This is a genomic window from Acinetobacter sp. AYS6, assembly GCF_025630795.1.
Taxonomy (GTDB): Bacteria; Pseudomonadota; Gammaproteobacteria; order Pseudomonadales; family Moraxellaceae; genus Acinetobacter.
In genome coordinates, this window is record NZ_JAOTNV010000008.1 from 171,389 (window position 1) to 191,502 (window position 20,114).

The 20,114-nt window shown below is 39.7% G+C and carries 23 protein-coding genes; 8 read left to right on the forward strand and 15 right to left on the reverse strand.

What is annotated here, in order from left to right:
• The first annotated feature begins 69 nt into the window (after nt 1-69).
• The 4 genes from thyA (at nt 70) to msrA (ending at nt 3,161) form a co-directional block, all read left to right on the forward strand.
• Complete coding sequence (gene thyA, locus OD757_RS13570; RefSeq protein WP_009393073.1) at nt 70-912, forward strand: thymidylate synthase; 843 nt, start codon at nt 70-72, stop codon at nt 910-912.
• Between the two features lie 44 nt (nt 913-956).
• The gene (locus OD757_RS13575; protein ID WP_231761974.1) at nt 957-1,466 is read left to right on the forward strand and encodes a dihydrofolate reductase; all 510 of its coding nucleotides are present in this window, start codon (nt 957-959) and stop codon (nt 1,464-1,466) included.
• A 14-nt stretch (nt 1,467-1,480) separates the two neighbouring features.
• Nucleotides 1,481-2,536: a DUF4105 domain-containing protein gene (locus OD757_RS13580; protein WP_263032199.1), complete on the forward strand. Its 1,056-nt coding sequence runs from the start codon at nt 1,481-1,483 to the stop codon at nt 2,534-2,536.
• A 100-nt stretch (nt 2,537-2,636) separates the two neighbouring features.
• Nucleotides 2,637-3,161, forward strand: coding sequence for a peptide-methionine (S)-S-oxide reductase MsrA (gene msrA / locus OD757_RS13585; RefSeq protein WP_005036987.1), 525 nt, complete (start codon nt 2,637-2,639; stop codon nt 3,159-3,161).
• A gap of 57 nt (nt 3,162-3,218) precedes the next feature.
• Here the strand turns inward: msrA and OD757_RS13590 are convergent, their stop codons facing one another.
• The 5 genes from OD757_RS13590 to OD757_RS13610 all read right to left on the reverse strand — a co-directional run bounded on the left by OD757_RS13590 (nt 3,219) and on the right by OD757_RS13610 (nt 7,060).
• Nucleotides 3,219-3,623 carry an ExbD/TolR family protein gene (locus tag OD757_RS13590; RefSeq protein ID WP_263032200.1) on the reverse strand — a complete coding sequence of 135 codons (405 nt, stop codon included), beginning with the start codon at nt 3,621-3,623 and terminating at the stop codon, nt 3,219-3,221.
• Nucleotides 3,623-4,243 (reverse strand): MotA/TolQ/ExbB proton channel family protein, encoded by a 621-nt coding sequence (locus OD757_RS13595; RefSeq protein WP_263032201.1) that lies wholly within the window; start codon nt 4,241-4,243, stop codon nt 3,623-3,625. Before OD757_RS13595 ends, OD757_RS13590 begins: the two co-directional genes overlap by 1 nt.
• A gap of 42 nt (nt 4,244-4,285) precedes the next feature.
• Nucleotides 4,286-5,047 (reverse strand): energy transducer TonB, encoded by a 762-nt coding sequence (locus tag OD757_RS13600; RefSeq protein WP_263032202.1) that lies wholly within the window; start codon nt 5,045-5,047, stop codon nt 4,286-4,288.
• A gap of 380 nt (nt 5,048-5,427) precedes the next feature.
• Complete coding sequence (purU, locus tag OD757_RS13605) at nt 5,428-6,291, reverse strand: formyltetrahydrofolate deformylase (RefSeq protein WP_004794803.1); 864 nt, start codon at nt 6,289-6,291, stop codon at nt 5,428-5,430.
• Between the two features lie 76 nt (nt 6,292-6,367).
• Entirely contained in the window at nt 6,368-7,060 is a 693-nt protein-coding gene (locus tag OD757_RS13610; protein WP_263032203.1) for a TetR/AcrR family transcriptional regulator, read from the reverse strand.
• A gap of 112 nt (nt 7,061-7,172) precedes the next feature.
• Here OD757_RS13610 and OD757_RS13615 point away from each other — a divergent pair, with 112 nt between their 5' ends.
• The 4 genes from OD757_RS13615 to OD757_RS13630 all read left to right on the forward strand — a co-directional run bounded on the left by OD757_RS13615 (nt 7,173) and on the right by OD757_RS13630 (nt 11,054).
• Nucleotides 7,173-8,621 carry a coniferyl aldehyde dehydrogenase gene (locus OD757_RS13615; protein ID WP_263032204.1) on the forward strand — a complete coding sequence of 483 codons (1,449 nt, stop codon included), beginning with the start codon at nt 7,173-7,175 and terminating at the stop codon, nt 8,619-8,621.
• 167 nt (nt 8,622-8,788) lie between these two features.
• Nucleotides 8,789-9,025, forward strand: coding sequence for a 50S ribosomal protein L28 (gene rpmB / locus OD757_RS13620; protein WP_000048256.1), 237 nt, complete (start codon nt 8,789-8,791; stop codon nt 9,023-9,025).
• Between the two features lie 12 nt (nt 9,026-9,037).
• Entirely contained in the window at nt 9,038-9,193 is a 156-nt protein-coding gene (gene rpmG, locus OD757_RS13625) for a 50S ribosomal protein L33 (RefSeq protein WP_003654787.1), read from the forward strand.
• Nucleotides 9,194-9,344: 151 nt separating this feature from the next.
• Nucleotides 9,345-11,054: a cation:proton antiporter gene (locus OD757_RS13630; protein WP_263032205.1), complete on the forward strand. Its 1,710-nt coding sequence runs from the start codon at nt 9,345-9,347 to the stop codon at nt 11,052-11,054.
• 36 nt (nt 11,055-11,090) lie between these two features.
• Here OD757_RS13630 and OD757_RS13635 read toward each other — a convergent pair whose 3' ends face one another.
• From OD757_RS13635 to OD757_RS13680, 10 genes are all read right to left on the reverse strand, one after another.
• Nucleotides 11,091-11,369, reverse strand: a complete 279-nt coding sequence (locus OD757_RS13635) for a hypothetical protein (RefSeq protein ID WP_002114792.1) — start codon at nt 11,367-11,369, stop codon at nt 11,091-11,093.
• Nucleotides 11,370-11,481: 112 nt separating this feature from the next.
• Nucleotides 11,482-11,985 carry a DUF6586 family protein gene (locus tag OD757_RS13640; RefSeq protein WP_263032206.1) on the reverse strand — a complete coding sequence of 168 codons (504 nt, stop codon included), beginning with the start codon at nt 11,983-11,985 and terminating at the stop codon, nt 11,482-11,484.
• 102 nt (nt 11,986-12,087) lie between these two features.
• Nucleotides 12,088-12,429 carry an ASCH domain-containing protein gene (locus tag OD757_RS13645; protein ID WP_263032207.1) on the reverse strand — a complete coding sequence of 114 codons (342 nt, stop codon included), beginning with the start codon at nt 12,427-12,429 and terminating at the stop codon, nt 12,088-12,090.
• A gap of 9 nt (nt 12,430-12,438) precedes the next feature.
• Nucleotides 12,439-12,678, reverse strand: coding sequence for an RNA recognition motif domain-containing protein (locus OD757_RS13650; protein WP_009393068.1), 240 nt, complete (start codon nt 12,676-12,678; stop codon nt 12,439-12,441).
• Nucleotides 12,679-12,752: 74 nt separating this feature from the next.
• Nucleotides 12,753-14,732, reverse strand: coding sequence for an ATP-dependent helicase (locus OD757_RS13655; protein WP_263032208.1), 1,980 nt, complete (start codon nt 14,730-14,732; stop codon nt 12,753-12,755).
• Between the two features lie 114 nt (nt 14,733-14,846).
• Nucleotides 14,847-15,419 (reverse strand): HdeD family acid-resistance protein, encoded by a 573-nt coding sequence (locus OD757_RS13660; protein WP_034678993.1) that lies wholly within the window; start codon nt 15,417-15,419, stop codon nt 14,847-14,849.
• Between the two features lie 135 nt (nt 15,420-15,554).
• Nucleotides 15,555-16,313: a hypothetical protein gene (locus OD757_RS13665; RefSeq protein WP_263032209.1), complete on the reverse strand. Its 759-nt coding sequence runs from the start codon at nt 16,311-16,313 to the stop codon at nt 15,555-15,557.
• A gap of 88 nt (nt 16,314-16,401) precedes the next feature.
• On the reverse strand, nt 16,402-19,038 hold the full coding sequence (topA, locus tag OD757_RS13670) for a type I DNA topoisomerase (RefSeq protein ID WP_263032210.1): 2,637 nt from the start codon (nt 19,036-19,038) through the stop codon (nt 16,402-16,404).
• A 35-nt stretch (nt 19,039-19,073) separates the two neighbouring features.
• Nucleotides 19,074-19,523: a hypothetical protein gene (locus tag OD757_RS13675; RefSeq protein ID WP_009393208.1), complete on the reverse strand. Its 450-nt coding sequence runs from the start codon at nt 19,521-19,523 to the stop codon at nt 19,074-19,076.
• A 148-nt stretch (nt 19,524-19,671) separates the two neighbouring features.
• Entirely contained in the window at nt 19,672-20,049 is a 378-nt protein-coding gene (locus OD757_RS13680) for a winged helix-turn-helix transcriptional regulator (RefSeq protein ID WP_263032211.1), read from the reverse strand.
• Nucleotides 20,050-20,114 lie beyond the last annotated feature (65 nt).

Here is a 20,114-nt window from a genome sequence, read left to right on the forward strand (position 1 = left end):
AGTATTTATATATCATCTGACCTATCTTTCCCTTTTATTTTATGGAATTAATCCGAACTCGAGAGTGTTATGCGTGCATATTTAGACCTACTACAACATATCCTTGATAATGGCGGTGACAAAGGCGACCGTACAGGCACAGGAACCCGTTCTGTATTTGGTCATCAAATGCGTTTTGATCTCTCTAAAGGTTTTCCTTTACTCACCACAAAAAAAGTTCATTTCCGCTCGATTGTGATTGAGTTACTTTGGTTTTTAAAAGGCGACACCAACGTCCAATATCTAAAAGATAATAAAGTTTCAATTTGGGACGAATGGGCAACAGCAGAACAAACTGCTCGTTTCGGCCGTCCAGAACATGAGCTTGGTCCAGTCTATGGTCATCAATGGCGTAATTTCGGTGCAACCAAAAACGCTGATGGTACTTATAACCAAGATGGTTTTGACCAGATTAAATGGTTAATTAATGAAATCAAAACCAATCCAAACTCACGTCGTCTAATTATTTCCGGTTGGAACCCGAATGAAGCTGGACAAGTGGCTTTACCACCTTGTCACACGCTTTTTCAATTTTTCGTACAAGACAATAAGTTGTCATGCCAACTTTATCAACGTAGTGCAGACGTGTTCTTAGGTGTACCTTTTAACATTGCGAGCTATGCTCTACTCACCCATATGATTGCTCAAGTGTGCGGTTTAGGAGTCGGTGATTTTGTTTGGACGGGTGGTGATACGCATCTTTATGTTAACCATTTTGAACAAGCTAAACTTCAATTGACACGTGAACCTTTACCGCTTTGCCAATTGAAACTAAATCCAGAAATAAAAGACTTATTTGATTTCAAATTTGAAGATATTGAAATTGTAGGTTATGAGTCACACCCTGCAATTAAAGCACCCGTTGCAGTATAACGACGACTCAAATTTCATTAGGTTACGGTTTAGAGAATAAGATTATGGCATGGCAAAATGTAGAAGTTGTTCACGTTGTGGCAATGGATAAAAACCACTGTATTGGTAAAGGCAATGCGTTGCCATGGCATATTTCTGCCGACTTAAAACACTTTAAAGAAATCACCCAAGGCGGTGTGGTCGTGATGGGCCGTAAAACCCTTGAGTCTATGGGCCGTGCGCTGCCAAACCGTGTGAACTGGGTGATTACCCGTGACATTAACTGGCAATTTGACGGTGTTAAAATTGCCTATTCAATTGAAGATGCTTTAAATGCAGCTTTAGAAGATGTAAAAAATACCGAAAAACAAGCATTGTTCATCATTGGTGGTGGTGAAATATTCAAGCAAACTTTGTCAATTGCAGACCGTCTTGAACTCACTCATGTTGACTTAGATGTACAAGGTGATGCACATTACCCAACAATACCGAGTGAATTTCATAAAACTGCGAGTGAACAGCAAGTTGATGAAAAATCAGGAACTTCATTCGAGTTTGCCACTTATAAAAAATAATTCTATGGATGCTTATGCACAATATCGGAACACGTGAATTTATTATTGCTCTACTTTTTGGGCTGTTACATAGTCTATTCACGCTGTTTATTGTGCTCTCTAGTATTTGGGTATGCGTAGCGCTCTGGGTTCAACAACCATTCGGTTGGTTAGGTAGCCGCATACTCATCGGTATCTGGATTGCTTTTGCGCTCAGTATGGCGGGCTTATATGTTGAAGGTCATCTTATTAGCCGCCGTACAGACATCCTGATTTACCTTTTAGCATTTGCTTGCTCTCTCGTTTGGTATTTTTCGATTACTGCACGTCAAGACCGTGATTGGAACCCTGAAGTTGCCAATATGCTGAGTTACGAAAAGCACGGCGATGTGATTACTTTACACAATGTTCGTAACTTCAACTGGCATCCTGATGGAACTTATGATGTACGATGGGAAACTCGAACATTTGACCTTAAGCAATTAAATGGCATAAACATTATTGCCTCTTACTGGATGGGGCCACAAATTGCCCATACACTCGTGAGTTTTGAGTTTAAGAATCAGCAACCTTTAGTCTTCTCAATCGAGATTCGCAAAGAAAAAACTGAAGAGTTTTCGGCAATTGGTGGTTTTTTTAGAAAATATGAACTTAGCTTAATTGCTTCTGATGAAAAAGATATTGTGTACACCCGCAGTAACATTCGCAAAGAGCAAGTTTATAATTTTCCTATCAACATGCCGCGATCTGAGCAAAAAGCTTTATTTTTAGAATATCTTAAAAAATCAGATGAGTTACGTACAAAACCAGAGTGGTACAATACACTCACAAGTAACTGTACAACTCTAATTTTTGATATGGTTCAAGCCATTAATCCATATGAGCTTCCTAAAGATTATCGTCTAATCGCGTCAGGTTACTTACCTAATTATTTATATGATCTTAAAGCACTTAATCAAACTATCAGTTTAAAACAGTGGTATCAAATTGCACATATCAACCCACGTACTGAAAATTTTGAACAGCTTTCAGATCAGAGTAGTGAACACTTCTCTCAAATCGTTCGACAAGGTTTACCTAAAGCAAAATGAAATAAGTAATGCACTTTTCTTTACTTTTTTATACATGCTTTACTTTGTATTTTAAATACATAAACCCTATTGTAATAGGCAGGAAATAGAGGGAAAAACAATGCAACAGGCATTATTTGGCGGCGGCTGTTTTTGGTGCGTCGAAGCTGTATTTTTACAAATACGCGGTGTAGAAAAAGTAACTAGTGGTTATGCAGGTGGGCACACGACTAACCCTACCTACGAGCAAGTATGTCAAGGAGATACCCAGCACGCTGAGGTGATCTTGGTTGATTTTGATGAAGAGCAAGTAACATACTCCCAGTTACTCGATGTGTTCTTCGCGACTCACGATCCAACGACTTTAAATCGCCAAGGTAATGATATCGGCACGCAATACCGCTCTGTTATTTACTATTACAATGAAGAGCAAAAGCAGGCAGCGGAACATACGATTCAAACGCTAAAAGATGATGATCTTGATATTGTGACTGAGTTGTCTCCTGTTCCGACGTTCTATCCAGCCGAAGAATATCATCAGAATTACTATGCAAAGAATCCTTCACAAGGTTATTGCAACTTTGCGATTCCACCTAAGTTGCTCAAGCTATATAGTAAATTCCAGCATCTTATGAAAGATCAATAAATTAGAGCAATAAAAAAGCAACCGATTTGGTTGCTTTTTTATGAGGTAAACTAAATTCTAGTTTTCACTGACAAAGGCAATATCGCTCAGTCCGGCTTCACTGGCGCGAGACATTACCTGTGCAACAGTATCGTACTTAGACTCTTTATCTGCACGAAGCTGAACTGTTGGTTTAACATCACTTTGACCTGCTTCTTGAAAACGTTTTTGAAGCTCATCAAGGCTAATTACTTGAGTATCCCAAGCCACTTCACCATTTGCATTAATACTAATCGTAATTGCTTTTGGTGGTGGATCAATAATTTCAGCAGTTGTTTTAGGAAGCGTTAATGGAATCGATGGGTTGGCAACTGTTGCTGTGACCAAAAAGATGATCATTAACACCAACATAATGTCGATTAGCGGAATGAGGTTCATCTCATTTATGCCACTATCGTGGTCTTCACCCAATTGAAAAGCCATTAAGCTTGACCTCCAACATAACTTTGCTGTGCAGTTTTAACATCAGACTTCACAGTTGAGTCTTGCTGCAACATCGTATCAATTAATAAGCTGTGCGCTTGATCTTGTAAGTCATGCGCAAGACCACGGTTAGCACGCACACAAATGTTATAAGCCAATACTGCAGGAATCGCAACTGCAAGACCAAGACCCGTCATGATAAGTGCTTCACCTACTGGTGTAGCCACTTGAGCCAAACCTGCTTGTCCACTTTTACCGACTGCAACAAGTGCATGGAAAATACCCCATACTGTACCAAACAAACCAACGAATGGTGCAATTGAAGCAATTGTTCCTAAAACAGAGATACCCTTTTCAGCATTGACTTTTTCAGCAGAAATTTGACGAAGTAGAGCCTGCTCTGCAACTGCTTTACGTTGCTCAAAACTTAAAGGTTGTAACTTTGCTTTTAGCGAAGTGATAGCCTGAGAAAGTTGAGAATAAGCTTGTTGCTTTAATTGGCGAGTCCCCATCAAACGTAAGATGAAAACTGTCCAGGTAGCAATCGACATTGCCAATAAGATGAAATACAGGGTTTTACTCACTGCATCTGCATGTTGCCAATAGATTGAAAAGTTCATATGAACTCCTGATTAAGGTTAGCCGTTGGGACTCAAATTTATTTAAGGAACGAAATCAAATGGTTGCTCTGGACCTTTAATTGGATAAGCAACCCCGTTCTCCATATAGGGTTTAAACTTCGCACTTTTTACAGCACGTAAAATTTTTGCCTCTACAACAGGAGGACAGTTACTACGCAAGAAGCGAACATCAGTCACTCTACCTTTCTCATCCGCATCTATAGAAACGTTTGCAGAACAAGCTTTATTATCTAATTCTTTCGTTGTTATAGATACCTTTGGTGATCGACTCCACTGTACACCCGAACCACCTAATGAAACTCGTTTTGGTGATGGATCTGGAGCAGGTTGAGCTTTAGGTGCTTCTGGTATCACTGGTTTTGGGGTTTCATCTACTTTTTTAACAACAGTTGTTGTCGTCGTTGTCACCACTTTGGTTTCAACTTTAGGTTCTGTCTTTACTGTTTCTTTTGGTGTCTCAGCTTTTTTCACCTGTTGAATTTTTTCCACTTTTTTCGGTGGTGTCACAGGCTTTTCAACAATTTTAACTTCTTTTACCTCTTTCTTCGGTTCCGGCTTTTTAGGCGGTTCTTTTGGTTTAGGAGGTAGTGGTTTTGGTTGCTCTTGAATTTTTACGAAACGGACCTGTAAAGGTTTCTTATCGATTGGCTTTAATTCAGCAGGCTTAATATGGCTAACTGCCCATAAGACCCCGATATGACCAATTGCAACCGCAATTAGTGCAGTGATGACTTTCTTTTTCATCGGATTGGGAGAGTTTAAGGCTGCGGAAGATTGACTCATAAGAATCTAATTACCTAATGGATGATGATTTCAGCTTTCTATTTATAGAAACGATTTCAAACATCGGATAGAACAATAAAGTGCCACAATAATAAATGAGAAGTGTTTTCATTTGCAACTATTTTTTGAGAAAAACATTTACTCTGCCTCATGACTTTGTAGTGGCTCAGTATCTTTGCTTTAATTTTCTCATAGTTACATCAATAGATATCCCCTGTTCATAATTTGTTTAGTCAAACTTAAATAGTTAGGCTAATTGCACAACGAACAGATCAAATCCTACCATAAAACCACTTAATACTGATACGTTATATCATTTCAAATATATTTTGGATATAAAAAAACACGCAAGAAGCGTGCTTTTTTAGAATACTTGCTATTTAAAAAACAACGGTCTTATTACCATCAACAATAATACGATCTTCTAAATGCCACTTCACTGCACGAGCCAATACATTACGTTCTACATCTTCACCAAGTTCACGTAATTGCTCAACATTATAATCGTGGCTTACACGCTCAACGTCTTGCTCAATAATTGGGCCTTGATCAAGGTCAGCAGTTACATAGTGAGCTGTCGCACCAATCAACTTCACACCTTTTTCATAAGCTTGCTTATAGGGGTTAGCACCTACAAAAGCTGGCAAGAAAGAATGATGAATATTGATGATTTTCATTTCCCATTTCGCAACAAAATCTTCACTTAAAATCTGCATGTAACGTGCAAGAACTAATAAATCGTTGCCTTGCATCATTTCATCAATTTGCGCATAAGCTTCAGCTTTATTGTCTTTAGTGACTTTAATTACAGTAAATGGAATACCGAAGTTTTCCACAGATTCACGTAAGTCTTCATGATTTGAAATAACATGAGTGATTTCACAAGGTAACGAACCGCGTGCATGACGCCATAATAACTCAAGCAATGCATGGTCCACTTTAGAAACTAAAATACCAACTTTTTTAACATCGTTTACGAAAGCAAGGCGCCATTGCATGCCATAACGCTCAGCAACATTCGCAGCAAAAGTTTGAATTAAGGCATCTTTACGTGACTGTAAGTGGTCAAGCTCAAATTCAACCCGCATGAAATAACGTCCGCCCTGAGCTTCCGTCGCGTACTGATCAAGCGCGGTAATGTTTGCACCTTGGTGATACAAAAAGCTCGATACCGCTTGTACGATCCCAGGCTTGTCTTCACAAGTAATCAGTAAACGGGCTGTATTGGCAGTGGTCATATTCATTTGGTTAATATCGCTTAATTGAGACAAATTTTTTTAATAGGCCGGGTATTCTAGCGCCCTAAATAAGCAAGCACAACTATTCATCTTTCAAGGATGATAAGCTGGCAAATAGATCTGAAGGGCCAAGCGACTCAAGCAACTGCTCATAAGTCGCTCGGCTTTCCCCCATCAAATAAGGACCTTCAAGGAAAACCATTTGGCGTAAAGCTTGCCAAACCCATTTTTCTTCTAAATGGTTATTGTCACTAATATGGCCAGACATATACAAAAAGTTGGTCCAGTTTGTTAATACAATCCAGAGGTTAATAATTAACGCTTCAATTTCAGATGGCGTCATTTTCATAAGACCCGCATCGACAAAGGCTTGATAAATTTTTTGCCCCTGCTGCATGACCTGTCCCGCAAAACGCGGATAAATCTTTTTAAAGTCTTCGTTACTTTCAACTAAGTGATAAACATCACGATGAATAAAACGATAACTCCATAACTGGCCACTGAGCACTTGAAAATAGTTAATTTTATCATTGGTCGTTAATGGCCTATCTTCAGGCAAAGAAAGCATTTCCAAAGTCTCGGCCTGATATTGATGCATTAATTCCTTAATAATTTCATGCTTATTCCGGAAATGATAATACAAGTTTCCGGGACTGATCCCTAACTCCGCAGCAATATGATTGGTTGTAACCGACCGTTCACCTCGCTCGTTAAAAAGCTGCAAACTGATTTGTAAAATCCGGTCTTTTGTCTTCAGAGCTTTAGGTTGAGACATTTTAATAACCTTTAATAATTCACATGGTTAAGACTTGAACACATAAACTGACTTGACTATTTAGAGTATTTACTCTAAAAAATAAAAATATCAATGTATTTGGTAAGTGCCGATGAACAGTCAAACAAAAACAAATCCAGAGACTCAGCTCCCTTATGATGTTAAGCATTTACATGACTTGCTTGAACAACAAAAGCTTGCTTATTTACGTCATCCGGTACCCACTGCTAAAGAGCGTATTGATCGTTTAGCTCGTCTTAAAAGAGTCTTGGTAAAATATCAAGATCAGATTGCCGACGCAATTAACCTTGATTATGGCAATCGTGCAGTTATGGAAACAAAAATTGGTGAGTTACTCACTAGTTTGGAACAAATCAAATATTACAGTAAACATCTGACAGCGTGGATGAAACCTTCAAAACGCCATATCAGTGTATTACATCAGCCAGCAAAAGGTTGGGTACAATATCAACCTATGGGTGTGATTGGTATTATTACACCATGGAACTACCCGTTGCTTCTGTCAGTGGGGCCATTAATTTGTGCTCTGGCAGCGGGCAACCATGCCATGATCAAAATTTCGAGTGCTTCTCCAAATTTTGGGCGAGTGCTTGAAAGTGCCTTAGCAGAAGCATTCCCACAAGAGTTAGTTGCTGTGGTAAATGGTGGCGGTGTTATTTCAGATGCTTTTAGTCATTTGCCTTTTGACAAAATGATTTTCACAGGCTCAACGTCTGTTGGTAAAACAGTGATGGTAGCCGCAGCTCAAAACCTTGTTCCAGTTATTCTTGAGTTAGGTGGAAAATCTCCGGCTCTTGTACATGCCTCTATGGATATGAAAGATGTGGCTCAACGTATTGCTGTAGGTAAATTATGGAATGCGGGACAAACTTGTGTTGCACCTGACCATATTTTCTTACCACGCGGAAAAACTGCCGAGTTCATCGAAAACTTTAAATTGATTGTGGCTGGGATGTACCCGCATTTCCGCAATAATCAAGACTACACTTCTATTATTAATGACAAACAATACAACCGTATTCAGGGCTACCTTGAAAATGCTCGTGATCAAGGCGCGCGTATTGTTGAAATTAATCCACAAAATGAAATTTTAGATGATGTCCGTAAAATTGCGCCGACGTTAGTTACAGGTGTAACGACTGCAATGGATATTATGCAAAATGAAATTTTTGGACCTATCCTACCAATTTTGGAATATGACCAAATAGAAGAAGTCGTCGAATTCATTAATAGTCGCCCACGTCCTTTAGCGATGTATTATTTTGACTATGATCAGGCGCGTGCTGACTATATTGCACAGCACACCCACTCAGGGCATTTTGGAATCAACATGGTGATTACCCATGTGGCTCAAGATGATTTACCGTTTGGGGGAATTGGTGCATCAGGTATGGGTAAATATCACGGACCAGAGGGCTTTTTTAGCCTTTCTCATGAACGTTCGGTGATGTCAAATCCAAAACTTTATAGCCTTAAATACATTCTTCCACCGTTCAATAAGCCCATTCATCGTTTCATTTCGAAAACCTTGTTGCGCTAACTGATCAAGGCATGATCTGTTATACTAAATCATGCCTCGTTTTTACCAATTCCGCTTGTCTTTTAATCGTATTTTTGGTATAAAACGCCCCTTGAATGAATTCATCCGTTTACATTTAGTATGACTGGCCACAGATTTGCTGTTGGCTGAATCAATGGAGTTACACCATGTCTAAGGTTTGCCAAGTTACCGGCAAGCGTCCAGTCGTTGGTAACAACGTCTCACACGCCAACAACAAAACCAAGCGCCGGTTCGAGCCGAACCTGCACCACCACCGTTTCTGGTTAGAAAGCGAAAAACGTTTTGTACGTCTTCGTTTAACCACTAAAGGTATGCGTATTATTGACAAATTGGGTATCGAAAAGGTTGTTGCAGACCTTCGTGCTCAAGGTCAAAAGATCTAAGGAGTCTGAGCAATGCGTGATAAGATTCGTCTCGTTTCTACAGCTGGTACAGGTTATTTCTATACCACGACTAAAAACAAACGTACTATGCCGGAAAAAATGGAAATCAAAAAATTTGATCCAAAAATCCGTCAACACGTGATTTTCAAAGAAGCTAAAATCAAATAATTTTAGCCTCGAAAAAAAACGACTTCACAATGAAGTCGTTTTTTTTTGCATTTTTTTTATACGTAGCTTTTTTTTGTTAAACTTTCCACATATTTCGCCTTGGCATTTTTTATGCTTGTCTTTAGCCTAACTCACGTAAAAGGAGTTTTTAGTGCCGCATGACGTAGATTTAATTATTTTACTTGCTGTTGGTTTCGGCGTTGCCCTCATTTTTGGCTATATTGCAGCCCGATTACGACTCCCCCCTCTTATCGGCTATTTAATTGCCGGAATTATTATTAGTCCAAATACACCTGGCATAGAAGCAGATATTCATCTTGCTAACCAGCTTGCAGAACTTGGGGTCATGTTTCTGATGTTTGGTGTGGGGATGCACTTTTCATTAAATGACTTACTGCTGGTTCGACGTATTGCTTTACCAGGCGCGATTTTGCAAATTGCGGTCGCTACCCTATTAGGGGTTGGTGTATCCATGCTCTGGGGATGGAGCTTTGGTTCTGCACTTGTTTTTGGCTTAAGCTTGTCGTGTGCGAGTACGGTTGTATTATTAAAAGCTTTAGGAGACCGCGGTCTTTTAGACTCAGTTAACGGCAAAATTGCTGTGGGTTGGCTGTTAGTCGAAGATTTAGTGATGGTACTTGTTTTAGTGCTCCTTCCAGCTACAGCAGTTTTACTCGGCGGGAAAGCACCAGAAGGTGCAGATGGTAATATCTGGTTAACTCTTGGACTCACTTTATTAAAAGTAATTGGCTTTATTGCCTTTATGCTGATTGTAGGTAAACGTGTTGTTCCTATTATTATGCAGTTTGTTGCTCGTTTAGGTTCAAGAGAGTTATTCACTCTTACTGTTGTTGCCGCTGCTGTTTCAATTGCCTATGGGTCTTATGCCATCTTTGGGGTTTCAATGGCATTAGGGGCTTTCTTTGCGGGGATGGTTGTTAAAGAATCAGACTTTAGCCACCGTGCAGAAGAGGAAACACTTCCATTACGCGAAATTTTCTCAATTCTGTTTTTTGTTTCAGTGGGCATGCTGTTTGATCCACATATTCTTGTTGAACGTCCACTCCATATTTTGGCCGTTATCGCAATTATTATGGTAGGGAAAACACTTGCTGCAATGGCTTTGGTTTTATTCTTTCGCTATCCAATTAATACAGCCCTTACAGTTGGCGCGAGTTTGGCCCAAATTGGTGAGTTCTCGTTCATTTTAGCGACTCTCGGTGTCTCATTAGGCCTATTAACTTTAGAAGCACAAAACTTGATTCTAGCTGGTGCTTTATTTTCAATTACGCTGAACTCTTTTATATTCTCAGCCATTGAGCCTGTACAACGCTGGATTCGTGAGCGCTCTCATTTAGCTCGTCTTCTGGAACGTAGTGGTGACCCATTAGCAATGTTACCCGATGAAGTTGATCAAGCTTATTTACGCGATCAGGTTGTCATTGTTGGATATGGCGGTGTAGGACGACGTATTACTGAAAATTTAATTAATGAGAATATTAAAGTCGTTATTGCCGAAGAGAATCGTGAAATCGTAGAAAAGCTACGTCAGTCGAATATTGCTGCTGTGAGTGGTGTTGCAACCGAACCTGGTGTTTTAATTCAAGCACACATCATGCATGCAAGACTCTTGGTGATCTCACCAATGGATATTTTAGATATTCACCGTATTGTGGCGATTGCCAAGCAATTAAATCCTCAAATTCAGGTGTTAATTTGCGCAGAAAGTAAAGAAGAAGCCGCAGTAATCAGAGATGAAAATATTGGTGAAGTGTTCTATGCCAAAGAGGAAATGGCAAAGAATATGAGCCATCATATATTAAATCAGATCGAGCTTGCTCATCAGTCAACTATTCATTAACCCTATGTAAAAAGCGTACTCAAGAGTACGCTTTTTTTAACTTAAGAATTTAGGCTGTTCGTCTAATACCTCAGCCTGCCACTCGTTTACCTGCTTTTCGAGCAGGCCAAATAGTGCAGCCTGAATCATATGCTGAGCAACAACTGGCGTTTGCTCACCCAAGATTGCTTTTACTTCATCGCTAAATTGAATTTTAACCAAGGGTTCATTCTCAGAACCTGCATTACGCAAGGCCAGTTCGCCACCTTCGAGTTGGACTAATTCCAAAACGGCTTCTTGATTTCCAAATAACTCTTTCAATTGCTGTATAGACATATAATTCCTCCATGTTTCAACATGGTGGCAAAGCACCCTTGCACTTTGCATCTCTTGTCTTATTTATATAGGCACACCCGCATTAAATTTCAAGCACTCGGGCAGTTTAATTTTAGAACTCGACCATTTCATTACGAAAACCATCAATTAAATGGCTTAATTCGCGATGCCATTCACGCAAAATCTTAACATCTGGCAACCAAGATTGAGGACCTTGAGTCACTTTGATAATGAGATTAGAAGATGTTTCTTCTTCTGGGGTCGGCTCTTTAGGTTCTGGTGCATATTGACACATACGATAAGCTCGTTTGAGCTCTGCGATAAAACCATCTTTTGCTAATTGTTGCAAAACGGACACTTCTGGAGACACCTGTCCTTTTGCCGCCATATGTTCTTCAATAGATTTTAAAGTGGGTTGCAATTCATTTAAACGGTAATAACGTACCAATTCTTGTAAGAACGCTAACATTGCGCCATGTAAATGAAATACAGCTGCTTCACGGTAGGCTTGTATCTGCTGCACATGATCAGTCTGTTCTGCTTGTTGACACGCTAAGCGCGCAAAATAGAGCTTCTGATTGGTACGATCGGCATGATAACGAGCAACACGTGACATAACTAAACTTTCCTGTTTTAAAATCGCTATTGCAACAGCTATTCTTTAGCTTACCGACTCCATTAATAAAATCAACGTTATTTATGGTAAATCCAGCTCAACTTAATAAATTTTACGTTTCGCTAAAACTTTTAGTGGTTGCTTTATAGGACGAACATTACTTAAGACCCACGCGAAATACCCTTCGCTCCAAGTAGATGCACAGGCCAACTTGACCTCATCATTTCGCCAAGTATGAATAGAGTCGACATCAACCAAAGCGACAGCAACTCCTTCTTCTTCATCTGTATCTGCGAAAAGAAAGTTTTGATTTTCGAAAATTAATAGATCTTTGATTGGCAGTTTTGTAGGTACCCATGAACGCACTTCGAGTGTTTTGATACCTTCAGCGATACGAGTACCATTTGGCGTTACAATCGAAAGAGCTAAAAACTGTCTTTTCAAACTATAGACTTACTCTTCGGCTGCTTTAACGCGAATTCCATTGCCTTTAACTTTAAGCAGGTTTAAGCCTTTAATTGCCTTAATTGCTTCACGTGGGTTAGGCATTTCAACAAAACCAAAACCTTTCGATTTACCTGTGTCTTTATCAGTAACAAGAACACACGTATCAACTTTACCATATGCTTTGAATAACTCTAAAATTTCAGTTTCACTCACAGCACGATCTAAATTACGAACTAATATCTTCATTTTCTAACCTTAATTGGCAATTAAAGGGAGCAGCCAATATATATTTAAGTAATCACAGTGTCTTATACAGTAGTTTAATCCAGATCGATACCAAAACCTAAATTTACTGTAGATGAACGGTTCCATTGTTTTTTAGCAAATGGCTGCGGCACTTGCCTATGAATCTTTGCCTGAACCAAATGTGCAGGAAGATCATTTAGGAAGTAGCTTTCAATTTTACGTCCTTGTTCGTCATAATTGTCTTCTGACCATGTATTGAGATTTTGCTTCGTCAAAATTAATTCATTTTCTGCACGTGTTAGCGCAACATACAATACACGGCGCTCTTCTTCGACATCATCAAAATCGCCTTGCGCCCTTGCATAAGGATATTGATTTGGCGATACATGAGGTACATAACAGACTTTTTGTTCAGCACCCTTAGCTGAATGAATCGTAATTAAAGTCACTAAATCTTGATCAGCTGCTTTCTCAATTTCAGAAACTGAAATAGGTTCAAGAACATATTCTTCGAGAAATTCACCTAAAGACGCATGTTTACGGGCAAGTTGCTTGACCAAATCAAAGTCTTTTAATCGGCGTGACCAATCTTTAGTTTTATAATTTTGCTCTAGCTGTTCACCTAAAGCATCGAGTGCTAAGCCAATACTTGCTTCAACATGCTGCTGTAATACATCTAGCTGCTTTAAAATTAAAATCGCTTGTAAAGGGACTTTTCCATGGCGTTCTAGACGGTTGCAGCGCTCTTCAACATCAACAATACCCATCAGCTCTTGAGCGAGCTTACTCGCACCAACATCACCAATACCATCCCACAAGGTTAAAAAACGCATCCACGCCAAATCATCGTGAGGGTTACTTACAATACGTAGCAGGCTAAGTACGTCTTTCACATGAGCAGACTCAAGAAGTTTTACCCCACCAATAAAACGATAAGGTACTTCAGCAGCAATAAAAGCCCCTTCCAGATATCGTGCACTATAACCAGAACGCACCAAAACCATATGGTCGTGCCAGCTTGCCCCTTGCTGATGTCGCGTTATTAAGTCCTGTGCAATCCAGTTTGCTTCTTCATATTCATTACCAAATAGGTGTAGCTGAGGCTTTTGCCCTTGGCCACGATGCGCTTGTAGCTGTTTTTGATAATCAATGGGGCTATGCGCCAACAACCAGTTTGATAAATCCAAGATTTCTTGAGTCGAGCGATAATTTAAATCCAGTGTATGAATGACTGCATCAGGTATTCGCTCTTTAAAAGAATGGATATTTTCAAAGTCGGCACCACGGAAACCATAAATCGACTGTGCATCGTCGCCCACACAAAACAACTTCACTTTGCCAATCAGGGGTTGTAATAAAGCCCATTGCAAAGGGTTTGTATCTTGCATTTCATCAACTAACAATGCCTGACAAAATCCTGCCACCCAGTTGGTGAGTGCCTCAGAGTTTTGTAAATGAACAGCCACAATTGATAAAATATCGTCGTAATCTAAAAAATTACGCTCTCTTTTTCGCTGCTCATAGGTTTTCATTAAATCTGCAATTTGAGTCTTATGCTCATATGCATCTGGAAGCTGTTTAATTAATGCTTCAGAAAGCTTTGTTTGAGTATTTCGGGCATAAGAATATAAATCACAAAGCTCTGCAGCTTTAGGCAAGACATTATCTTTATCTTTGCCTCTTAATAAACGAAACATCAGTAACTGATCATCGCGATCAATAATACTAAATTGATTTAATCCAAAAGCTTGTGGATTACGGCGTAGTAAATACATACAAAAAGTATGAAAAGTTGAAGCTCGCAGACCCTTTGCTTGTGCTCCTACATGCTGCTCTACTCTTGCAACAATTTCACTCGCAGCACGCCGAGTAAACGTTAAAATCTGAATTTGGTTCGCTGGCAAGCCTTGATCAATTAAATAGGCTGCACGAGCAACAATGGTTTTAGTCTTGCCACAACCAGCGCCCGCCAAAACTAAACAGTTCTGTGCAGACGTAGTCGCTGCTTTTTTTTGCTGAGCATTTAGTTCATTAATTAATTTTGCAAGACTCATAACACATATCGCTAAAACACCAAGACATAGTTTAACAGACCCCGACAACTGATGGGGCCACCTCCCTAAAAACAAAAAGAGCACCTAAAGTGCTCTTTGGTTCAATATTGATTTTTAAGATACTGTTTTTGAACTAGATGGAAGATGTTTGATAGCTGATGCCAAACCTAAAAAGTTAATTCCCTGAAATAAGATATCAATAGCAAGGAACATTCCTAATACCCAAAAAGGTGAATCTTTAGAAACTAAAATTAAAATACCCGTAAACAGAGTAAGTAATCCTGAAAATAAGGTCCAGCCCCATCCAGTAATGGGCTTAAGTAAAATTGCATTTATAGTACGTATAGCACCAGCAATAATCAGCGCTATAGACAATAGACTTGTCAGCACCACTGCTGTAGTGACTGGAGTAGAAAACGCATAATAACCAGCCATTAAATAAAGCACACCAAAGATTGCCCACAACCATCGGCTTGCGCCTTTAAAAACACTCATAGCTGCGACAAGGTGTAAAACACCGCCAACCATCATGAGTATTCCAAATAAAAAAACAACAGAAAAGGTCGCAAATGGTAATGAACTAAATAAAATCAGACCAAAACCAATAAGCACAAACCCTAATATCAAATACCATTTACGGTCAGCATGTAACTGATTACGTACCAAATCATTACCTACAGTTTTCATCATGGCTACTCTTATTATCAGGCATTAGAATTTCATCTACCTGATAATAGTGATGCACTTCACATTTTTTGTCTGTATAAAATCTGCATCGTTTTTTAACAATTGATGTGGATAAAGCAGTATTTATCCACAGTTTTATTTCACCCAGCCAATTTCTTGGGCTGTAGGTAAACCAATTAATGTTTCATGTAAACCATTCGGCATTTTACTGCTCTGTTCAGATAAAGGTGTTCGACCCCCCATGATTTCGGCATCAGTCTGTGGATATAGAGGCACTTTTTCAGGTTGAGCATAACCTAAAGGGTAAACAGGCTGTCCAGTTTTTAAATCGTATTTGTCTTGTGCCCCAAAGCCGTGTAATAACTCATGAACAATCACGACCTGATTTTGTGAAGCTTGTGTTTTGGTCGCAAATAAATTCACGCTACCAATTCGACCTTTTTCTAAAGCAGTCGAATGGATCAAGACTTTTTGGTAGTTGGGATCATAATAATTTAAATAAAGTTTAAGTGAGGCACCACTATCTTCAGGTTGTTGATGTCGCCATGCATAGAAACGAAATTTTAAGCTCCACCAAATAATATGCAAAATATTAGCGTTTTGAGGAACCTCAGGCGGTCGTTGCTGTAACTGTTGTCCTAGGCGAATTGTAAAGTTTCCTGATTGCCCACGATAATGCTGTGACCACTCACTTAAATAGCTGCTAATTGCCCAAAAATCTTCGTTTTTTAACTGATGTATATAGCTCTGGGTTGTCTCTAAACTATCTGCATTAACTGGATGTAAAATAACGACAACTGGCTGATTCCAATCTTGATTTTGATCTCGCCATGCTTGAACAGCAACAATCAATAAAATAATTAATAAGCATAAGACCCGAATGTTTTTCCACATTCTTATTCCCCATAAAATTAAAATTTTCTTTTATTGTTTTAGACATAAAAAATGCTAGCTGAGCTAGCATTTTTTATGTTGGACTTGATTAGCCCTCAACCCATTTACCATCTTGGTAAACTAGGCTCCATTTAGTTTGTTTGCCTTCTGGGGTTTCCGAACCGACATATTGTGATTGATTCTTACGACTAAATTTCACAATTGTTGGATTACCTTCAGGATCTACATCTGGTGCTTGTAAAATAAATTGATATTTTGGATCAAGCTGAGCTGCCACACTACGTAACTCTGCAACTTTTGGCGCACGTGTTTCACGAATTTTCGGGAATTTACTTGCTGCCAAGAATAAGCCCGCCGCACCATCACGCAATACAAAGAAGTCATCATGTTTCGTTGAGCGCAAATGTTCCATCTTGATCGGTTCTACACGTGGAGGCGCAGGTTGACCACTCTTCAAGACTTTACGAGTATTGTCACAGCTTGTACAAGCGAAATACGGACCAAAACGTCCCGTCTTAAGCTGCATTTCACCATCACATTTATCGCATGGGATCGTTGGGCCATCATAACCCTTAATCTTGAACTCGCCTTCTTCAAGCTCAAATCCATCGCAGTCAGGGTTGTTACCACATACGTGAAGCTTACGACCACCATCAATCACATAGCTGTCCATGGCTGTGCCACATTTCGCACAGCGATGTTTTGACATTAAGTCAGCAGTTTCAGCACCATCATCATCAGAGAGCGCAGCTAAAGACTCAACAGGTGTTAAGTTCAATGTACCCTTACAACGCTCTTTAGGCGGCAAGTTATAGCCAGAACATCCTAAGAATACACCTGTTGTACCCGTACGAATCTGCATTGGACGTGAGCATTCAGGGCAATGTACTGCTGGTACTTCAACTGGTTGGTTACGGCGCATTCCCTGCTCACCTTGAGCATTGGTAAGACGTTTCTTAAAGTCGCCGTAGAAAGTGTCCAGTAACTCTTTCCAATTACGCTCGCCTGTTGCAACTTTATCAAGCTGTCCTTCAAGGTCTGCCGTAAAGGCATAGTTCATCAAGTTATTAAAACTTTCATCGAGACGATCCGTCACAATCTCACCCATTTTTTCGGCGAAAAGACGACGGTTTTCTAACTTAACGTAACCACGTTCCTGAATGGTAGAAATAATCGCTGCATAGGTCGAAGGACGACCAATACTACGTTTTTCAAGCTCTTTAACCAAAGATGCTTCAGTAAAACGTGCAGGTGGTTTAGTAAAGTGCTGACTTGGATCTAACTTTTCTAATTTTAATATCTCGCCTACTTTAATAGCAGGTAAAATAATATCGTCATCTGACTTATTCGCGCCACGTACTTTCGTGAAGCCTTCAAATACAAGCGTACGGCCTTTTGCCTTTAACTCAACATTCGCTGCTTCAACAATTAAAGTAGAAGATAAATATTCTGCTGGTGTCATTTGACACGCAACAAACTGACGCCAGATCAAGTCATATAGACGTTGAGCATCACGCTCTACACCCGCAAGCTGATCACCAGTAAGTGCAACATTTGATGGACGAATCGCTTCATGGGCTTCTTGAGCACCCGCTTTGTTACCATAACGGTTTGGCTTTGCTGGTAAATATTTTTCACCATATTGGCTTTCAATATGGGCACGCACCATACTTACTGCATCATCACTCAAGAAAGTTGAGTCAGTACGCATATAGGTAATAAAACCGGCTTCATATAAACGCTGAGCCAACATCATGGTTTTCTTCACAGAAAAGCCTAAACGTGTACTTGCAGCCTGTTGCAAAGTTGAAGTGATGTAAGGTGCACTTGGATTAACCTTAGTTGGTTTATCTTCACGCTGTGCAACTTTATATTCAGCATCTTTTAAAACATCTAATAAAGCATCAGTTTCAGCTTTATTTTTCAGTTTAAGGGTTTTACCAGCCTGTCTAAAGGCTTCAAGACGAATATCATCTTTTTTGGCTTGGGTATCTGCAAAAACTTGCCAATATTCTTCTGGAATAAAAGCACGAATTTCACGCTCACGCTCTACAACCAGTTTCACTGCTACTGACTGCACACGTCCAGCAGATAAACCACGGGCAATTTTTTCCCAAAGTAGTGGTGAAACCATAAAGCCCACAACACGGTCTAAGAAACGGCGTGCTTGCTGAGCATTCACACGATTTAAATCTAGGCGTGTTGGCTGTTTAAATGCTTCTTGAATGGCATTTTTGGTAATTTCGTTAAATACTACGCGGTGATAACGGCTGTCATCACCACCAATCACTTCTCTTAGGTGCCAAGCAATGGCTTCCCCTTCTCTATCCAAGTCCGTTGCGAGATAGATTGCATCGGCATCTTTGGCGAGTTTTTTGAGTTCAGCAACAACATTTTCCTTACCTGGCAGAACTTCGTAATGAGCTTCCCAACCATGTTCAGGATCAACCCCCATACGATTAACTAAAGCCTGACTAGCTTTTTGTTCTTTTTCGGCTTCGGTGAGTTTAGTCCGGGCAGCCGGCTTTTTCTCTGTTGATTTACTGCCACCTGTTGGCAAGTCACGTACGTGACCTACAGAAGACTTTACAATGAATTGCGAACCCAAATATTTATTGATGGTTTTCGCTTTGGCAGGCGACTCCACAATCACTAAGGCACGTTTATGTGCAGCAGGTGCAGTAGATGCTGTGCTTTGAGATGCAGAGCGCGAGGTATTCGCCATATAAAATGTTATTCCTATACCAATAAATTTAAAAATCAGGCTTTAGCCAAGGTCAACAGATAAGCCTTCATCTCATCTAATTGTGTTGCTCTCAGGTCTGATTCCTCATCCCAATAAAGCCCTACACAGTTTGCCTGCATATCAATAGCATAAATCCCTTTTAATGCAATGGGAGAATCATTAAATTTCTCATCGCCCTGCACCACTTTTAATTTGCCGTCTATAACGCGAGCACGCATTAAAGATAAACGGGCATCAGGAATCAATACACTATAATAAGCAACCATGCTGGCACGTTTTTCAGTCGCCATTGGGACATGTGTCCATTCAGGTGCAACGATTACACGTGGGTGTAATCCCATTTTGCGTGCTTTATCACGCATAATACCAAGTGCCTTTTCACGTGGGCTCACTCTTAAACCAAAAATGGAGCCTAGTACGAAAAGAACAATGATAACGGTAACCCAAATTCCCATATTGTCCATAGCAAAACCTATTAATCTCTTTTATTAGAGTTGCATAAGCTGACCAGAAAACGCAAGTTACATCATAAAAATAATGCACGATAAGATCGCAAGACCCAAAATATCGGTATTTCACAGTGCAAATTGCCATAATGTAGCTCAAATATATTTAAGAGTTTTGATCATCCTTAACAAGTGCTAATTTTCCAAATCGGTCAATATGGGCATCACCCCACAGTTTTAAAGCAAATAGAATCTGCTCAAGACTTTGTCCTAAATCGGTCAGGCAATATTCCACTTTAGGCGGAACCTGAGGATAAACTTCCCGATGAATAATTCCGTCCTGTTCTAACTCACGTAGCTGATTTGTCAACATTCTTTGGGTAATGCTCGGAACACGTTTTCTAATTTCATTAAACCTTAAAGTGCCTTCATTAAATAAATGCCAAAGAATGACGCACTTCCACTTTCCATCAATCAAACTAATGGCCGCCTCAACTGAACAACCCGGAGAGCAATCAAAACTTGAATGTCGTAGTTTTGCCATTTTACAGTATCCTTTTTGACACTATGAGCGTTATTTGTCTGTAGTCACTAAATTTAAGCTTACGT